Source organism: Streptomyces corchorusii (assembly GCF_001514055.1).
Lineage (GTDB): Bacteria > Actinomycetota > Actinomycetes > Streptomycetales > Streptomycetaceae > Streptomyces > Streptomyces olivaceoviridis.
The window spans coordinates 21,023-27,044 of sequence record NZ_KQ948386.1; the positions used below are offsets into that span (position 1 = coordinate 21,023).

Consider the following 6,022-nt stretch of genomic DNA (forward strand, 5'->3'; position numbering starts at 1 on the left):
ACTGGCTTCGGTCCCGACCGGATCCGCCCGTCGCGGACCCGTTCGACCACATTCCCTACACCCCGTCGACACACGAACATAGTTGAGAGGAAGTCAATTCAGAAGGGGCAGGTTCCGTACAGTGCGCCCCCCGATCGGAGTACGGGGTGTATACATCCCGATTCCCGCCCTTCACCCCCTGTCGCCCGCCCCCGCTGACCTGCCCCCTTTCGTCCCGCGCGGACGCCACGGCCGGCCGTGCGCACACCGGGCCGCCGGTCACACAAATTGTCGGGGCTGTGGACAAACTCCAGCGGCGGGTGCGTCATGGGATGGTGAAGGAACGTGCGCGCATTCTGGTTGTCGGCGGCGGCTACGTCGGGATGTACACGGCCCTGCGCCTCCAGCGGAAGCTGAAGGCCGAGCTGAGGAGGGGCGAGGTCGACATCACCGTCGTCACCCCCGATCCCTACATGACGTACCAGCCGTTCCTCCCCGAGGCCGCCGCCGGCTCGATCTCCCCGCGCCACGTCGTCGTACCGCTGCGCCGCGTCCTGGACCACTGCCACGTCGTGGTCGGCGAGGTCACCTCGATCGACCACGCCGTACGCACCGCCGCCGTCACCACCCTCGCCACCGCCGAGGAGGGCAGGACCGCCGAACTCCTCGGCTACGACGAACTCGTGCTCGCCCCCGGTTCGGTCTCCCGCGCCCTGCCCATCCCCGGCCTCGCCGAGTACGGCATCGGCTTCAAGACCGTCGAGGAGGCCATCGGCCTGCGCAACCACGTCATCGAGCAGATGGACATCGCCTCCTCCACCCGCGACCCGGCCATCCGCGACGCCGCCCTCACCTTCGTCTTCGTCGGCGGCGGCTACGCGGGCGTCGAGGCCCTCGGCGAGCTGGAGGACATGGCCCGCTACACCGCGCGCTACTACCACAACCTCCGCCCCGAGGACATGAAGTGGATCCTCGTGGAGGCCACCGACCGCATCCTCCCGGAGGTCGGCCCCGAGATGGGCCGGTACACCGTCACCCAGCTGCGCCGCCGCAACATCCAGGTGCTGCTGGACACCCGGCTGGAGTCCTGCGCCGACCGCGTCGCCGTGCTCAGCGACGGCCAGCGCTTCCCGACCCGTACGGTCGTGTGGACGGCCGGCGTCAAACCGCACCCGCTGATCGCCGCCACCGACCTGCCGCGCACCGACCGCGGCCGGCTCCGCTGCACCGCCCAGCTCACCGTCGACGGCACCGAGCACGCCTGGGCCGCCGGCGACGCCGCCGCCGTACCCGACGTCACGGCCGCCGAACCCGGCACCGAGACCGCCCCCAACGCCCAGCACGCGGTCCGCCAGGCCAAGGTCCTCGGCGACAACATCGTCCACTCCCTGCGCGGCGAGCCCCTCCAGACGTACGCGCACAAGTACGTCGGCTCGGTCGCCTCCCTCGGCCTGCACAAGGGCGTCGCACAGGTCTACGGGCACGAACTGAAGGGCTACCCTGCGTGGTTCATGCACCGCCTGTACCACCTCAGCAGGGTGCCCACCGTCAACCGCAAGGCCCGGGTGCTCGCCGAATGGACCCTCGCCGGGCTCTTCAAACGGGAGATCGTCTCGCTCGGTTCACTCGAACACCCCCGAGCGGAGTTCGAACTCGCGGCCGGTGGAAATCCTCCTCACAGCCCCTCCGACGACCCGAAGGGGTCGTCCTGACCGGACTCAGGAACTCCACGGCCCGCCCCGGCGTCTGACGGTTGTCGCCCGCCGCGGCCCGCTCCCTGCCAGACTGCCCTACGACGTCGGACGGGCACCCGCCCGCCCTAGCACCCACGAGGCTTTCCCCAAGTGAACTTCACGCGCTGGAGCGCCCGGCTCCCCGGAACGCAGCGCCGCGCCGCCGCGCGGACCGAGACGGCGGTCTCCCCGGACCGGCGGGGGGAAGGCTCCGTGCCCGCGGCCCGCGCCGGACAGCCCGCCGACGGCACGGCCCCGGTACCCGCCGTCGACGAACTGCCCGCGCGTGACGTCCTGGACCGCGTCCCGGCCCTCGTCGCCCTCCTCCACGGCCCCGACCACCGCATCGCCTACGTCAACGACGCCTACACGACGGCCTTCGGCGCCCGCGCCACCGGCGCGACCGCCCGCGAGGCCCTGCCCGAACTCGCCGAACTGGGCCTGCTCCCGCTGCTCGACCAGGTGCTGCGCAGCGGCAAGCCCCGCACCCTGAAGTCCCGCAAGGCCGTCGACGGCCGCTCGTACACCTTCACCTGCACCCCCGTCGCCGAGGACGGCGACCGCGCCGCGGGCGGCGGCGCGGTTCTCGTGTTCGCCACGGACGTCACCGACCACGCCGAGGCCGCCGAGCGCCTGCGCGCCAGCGAGCGCCGCCAGCGCGAGACGGCCGTCACTCTCCAGCGCTCGCTGCTCCCGCAGGAACTGGAGCAGCCCGACGACCTGCGCATCGCCGCCACCTACCAGCCCGGCGGCACCGAGGCCGCGGTCGGCGGCGACTGGTACGACGTGATCACCCTCGGCGGCGGCCGGACCGCCCTCGTCATCGGCGACGTCATGGGCCGCGGGGTGCGCGCCGCCGCCGTCATGGGCCAGCTCCGCACGGCCGTCCGCGCCTACGCCCGCCTCGACCTGCCCCCGCACGAGGTCCTGCAACTCCTCGACGGCCTCGCCGCCGAGATCGACGCCAACCAGATCGCCACCTGCGTCTACGCCGTCCACGACCCGAACGAGGGACGCCTGGTCTACGCGTCCGCCGGCCACCTGCCGATCCTGGTCCGCGACGAGAACGGCACGGTCTCCCGCACCGACGAACCCACCGGCCCGCCGCTGGGCACCGGCGGCTGGATGCACTCCTCCGGCTCCATCGCCCTCGGCCCCGGCTCCACGGCCGTCCTCTACACCGACGGCCTGGTCGAGCGCCGCGACGCCGACCTGGACGAGGGCATCGCCGCGCTCGAAGGCGCCCTCGCCGGCGCGACCGGCAGCCCCCAGGTCGTCTGCGACCGCCTGGTCCGCTCGGCCGGCGTCACCGCCGACCACGACGACGACGTGGCCGTCCTCGTCCTCCAGCACCCCGCGCGGACCGGACCCGACGGCGACCTCTTCCGCAACGCGGCCCTCGAACTCCTCGGCGGCGTCGAAGCGGCCCCACGCGCGCGTGCCTTCGCCTCCGGCGTCCTCACCAGCTGGCGTTTCCCCGCCGAACTGCACGACCTCGGCGTCCTCGCCACCAGCGAGCTGGTCGCCAACAGCCTCCAGCACGGCACCCCGCCCATGCGGCTCCGCCTGCGCCGCACCGACCGCCGCCTCATCGTGGAGGTCACCGACGGCGACGACCACCTGCCGAGGCGCCGCCGCGCCGAGCCCGGCGACGAGTCGGGCCGGGGCATCGCCATCGTCGCGACGATCGCCTCCAGCTGGGGCTGCCGCCGCACCCCCGGCGGCGGAAAGGCGGTGTGGTGCGAGTTCGCCCTGCCGAAGGCGAAGCACTGACCGGCCGCCGGACCCGCCGGCGCGGCATCGCGGCCCCCGTCCGCGAGCTGCCGGACGCCGTGGACCTGCGCCCGGAGCCACCGACCTGGACCTCTGCCTGCGGCACGACGACCTCCCCGCCACGGCCACCCGCCGACCGACACGCCCGGCACACGACGACGGCCGTCACCCGGAGGTGACGGCCGTGACGCACCGCGGGCTCACGCGTCCGCGGGCACCGGTCCGGTGGACGCCCCGCCCCGGGTGACCACCCGGGTCCCGCGCGCCAGCCAGGGCCGGTCCTGTACGGCGGTGAGCCGCCGCCCCAGCCACAGCGCCAGGACGGTGATCCCCAGCGAGAACAGCAGGAAGGTCACGATGTACGGCCCGGGCAGCGAGGCCCCGAGCGGACCGCCCACCGCCGGACCGACGGCCAGTGCCAGCTGCTTGACCAGAGCGAACGCCGAGTTGTACTGCCCGGCCATGCCCTCCGGCGCCAGATCGGCGACCAGCGGCGCGACCGTCGGCGACAGCATCGCCTCGCCCAGCCCGAACAACGCGTACGTCGACACGAACGCGGCCGTGGCCATCTCCCGGCTGCCGTGTCCCAGCCCCGCGTACCCGGCGGCCAGCCAGGCCACGGCCCAGATCAGCCCCACCGCGGCGATGACCCGCGACCGCCGGCGCCGCTCCACGAACTTCAGCACGGCGAACTGGGCGACCACGATCATCAGCGTGTTCGCGGCCAGCGCGGTACCCAGCGCGGACGTGGAGATCCCGGCCGCCTCCACGCCGTACGCGCTCAACCCCGACTCGAACTGCCCGTAGCAGGCGAAGAAGATCACGAAGCCCAGCACGGACAGCTGCACCATCGCCCGGTTCCCGAGCAGCTGCTTCCAGCTCCCCTTCGCCGACCCCGCCGGAGCGTCCGCCAGGCGCGGCGAGTGCGGCATCCGCACGGTCGCCAGCACACCGACCAGCAGCAGGAACATCGCCGCCTCGATCGCGAACAGCAGCGTGAACGACGACACGCGCGTGGTGTCGACGAGGTGGCCGCCGATCAGACCGCCGACGCCCAGCCCCAGGTTCTGGAGGAAGAACTGCATCGCGAACGCACGCGAGCGCGTGTCCGCCGAGGAGCAGTCCACGATCATCGTCGCCAGCGCCGGCTGCATCACGGCCTGCCCGGCCCCGAGCGCCGCGGCCGACAGCAGCACACTCGCGGCGCTGCCCGCCAGACCGAGGCTCAGCGCGCCCACGGCGGCGGTCACCAGGGCGGCGACCAGGACCGGCAGCGGGCCGCGCCGCACGATCGCCCGGCCGGCGAACGGCAGCACGATCAGCGCGGCCACGGCAAAGACGGCGAGCACGAGTCCCGCCGTCATGGCTCCCAGTCCCCGCACCTGCGCCACATAGACGTACAGGTAGGGGACGGTGAAGCCGAGCCCGAACGCGCTGAGTGCGTTGCCCACGTGGATCCGGCGCATCGCTGCGCCCATCGCCCTGGTCACGTTCACCTCACTCACTAGTTAGACCTGAAGACTTCGAAGCTAAACTTCAAAGCTAAAGAGTACATGGTCAAGGACTTCAAGGCAAAGGGCTCCCGTGCGATACTGCGGCCATGGCCGACACCCCCGGCGTCACAGAGCCGACGCTCGAAGAACAGATCGCCGCCTACCAGCGCGAGTTCCAGGGCCTGGACCCCCAGGTCGAGAAGATCGTGTCGGCGCTGTCCCGCCTGAACCGCCGGATGAACGTCGCCTACGGCCGCCAGACCGCCGCCCTCGGCATCAGCAACGCCGAGTGGGAGGTCCTCAAGGCGCTGGTCCTCTCCGGCGCTCCCTACCGCATGGGCCCCAGCGAGCTGGCCAAGCGGCTCGGCCTCACCCCGGCCGCCATGACCCACCGGATCGACCGCATGGTCACCGAGGGGCTGGTCACCCGGGAGCGCGACGAGTCCAACCGTGTCCGCGTCATCGTGGAGCTGACCCCCGAGGGCCGGGAGAAGTGGCTGGAGGCGATGCGCCTGGCGACGGTCTTCGAGGAGGACCTGCTCCAGGACCTCACTCCCGCGGAGCGCGCGGTGCTCGGCGAGGTCCTGACCAGACTGCTGCGCCGGGTGGAACACGCCCAGCCGGACGCCGGCGGCCGGCTCAGCGACCTGGACTGACGCCCACAGAAAAGATCTTGACACCAGGGTGTTGACACGCCCCTGCTCGATCCGTAAAGTTCTTCGGGTTGCCGCGGAGCCGTAACGGTTCTTCGGTGACACCTCAGCCGCCCCGAGCGGCACCCCTCACACCTTCAGCACGATCCCCCCTCCGGGTTGATTTCGGCGCGCCCGAATTCAATTCGAATAGGGACTCGGCGGCCCGATTGGGAATCGCCGGGCGGATCCGCTAAGGTTTGAGACGTCGGAACGGCCCAACGGCCGGGAAGACAGACCCCGCTGACTGGGGATCAGACGCCGAAAGGATCTGATAGAGTCGGAACCGCCGGAAAGGGAAACGCGAGAGCGGGAACCTGGAAAGCACCGAGGAAATCGGATCGGAAAATGA

4 protein-coding genes are annotated in these 6,022 nt (G+C 72.0%); 3 read left to right on the top strand and 1 reads right to left on the bottom strand.

What is annotated here, in order from left to right; all coding sequences use genetic code 11:
- Positions 1–311 precede the first annotated feature (311 nt).
- Together AQJ11_RS44305 and AQJ11_RS44310 are read left to right on the top strand one after the other, a co-directional pair.
- Positions 312–1,691, top strand: a complete 1,380-nt coding sequence (locus tag AQJ11_RS44305; RefSeq protein WP_059267293.1) for an NAD(P)/FAD-dependent oxidoreductase — start codon at positions 312–314, stop codon at positions 1,689–1,691.
- Between the two features lie 132 nt (positions 1,692–1,823).
- On the top strand, positions 1,824–3,485 hold the full coding sequence (locus tag AQJ11_RS44310) for an ATP-binding SpoIIE family protein phosphatase (protein WP_058081045.1): 1,662 nt from the start codon (positions 1,824–1,826) through the stop codon (positions 3,483–3,485).
- A 200-nt stretch (positions 3,486–3,685) separates the two neighbouring features.
- Here AQJ11_RS44310 and AQJ11_RS44315 read toward each other — a convergent pair whose 3' ends face one another.
- Positions 3,686–4,963 carry an MFS transporter gene (locus AQJ11_RS44315; RefSeq protein ID WP_208616773.1) on the bottom strand — a complete coding sequence of 426 codons (1,278 nt, stop codon included), beginning with the start codon at positions 4,961–4,963 and terminating at the stop codon, positions 3,686–3,688.
- Positions 4,964–5,085: 122 nt separating this feature from the next.
- On the opposite strand from AQJ11_RS44315, the gene AQJ11_RS44320 reads away from it, so the two are divergent.
- Positions 5,086–5,634, top strand: a complete 549-nt coding sequence (locus tag AQJ11_RS44320; protein WP_014673551.1) for a MarR family winged helix-turn-helix transcriptional regulator — start codon at positions 5,086–5,088, stop codon at positions 5,632–5,634.
- Positions 5,635–6,022: the final 388 nt, after the last annotated feature.

Coding starts and splice junctions, on each gene's coding strand:
- AQJ11_RS44305 (WP_059267293.1), top strand. CDS start 312: ATGGTGAAGGAACGTGCGCGCATTCTGGTTGTCGGCGGCGGCTACGTC.
- AQJ11_RS44315 (WP_208616773.1), bottom strand. CDS start 4,963: ATGGGCGCAGCGATGCGCCGGATCCACGTGGGCAACGCACTCAGCGCG.
- AQJ11_RS44320 (WP_014673551.1), top strand. CDS start 5,086: ATGGCCGACACCCCCGGCGTCACAGAGCCGACGCTCGAAGAACAGATC.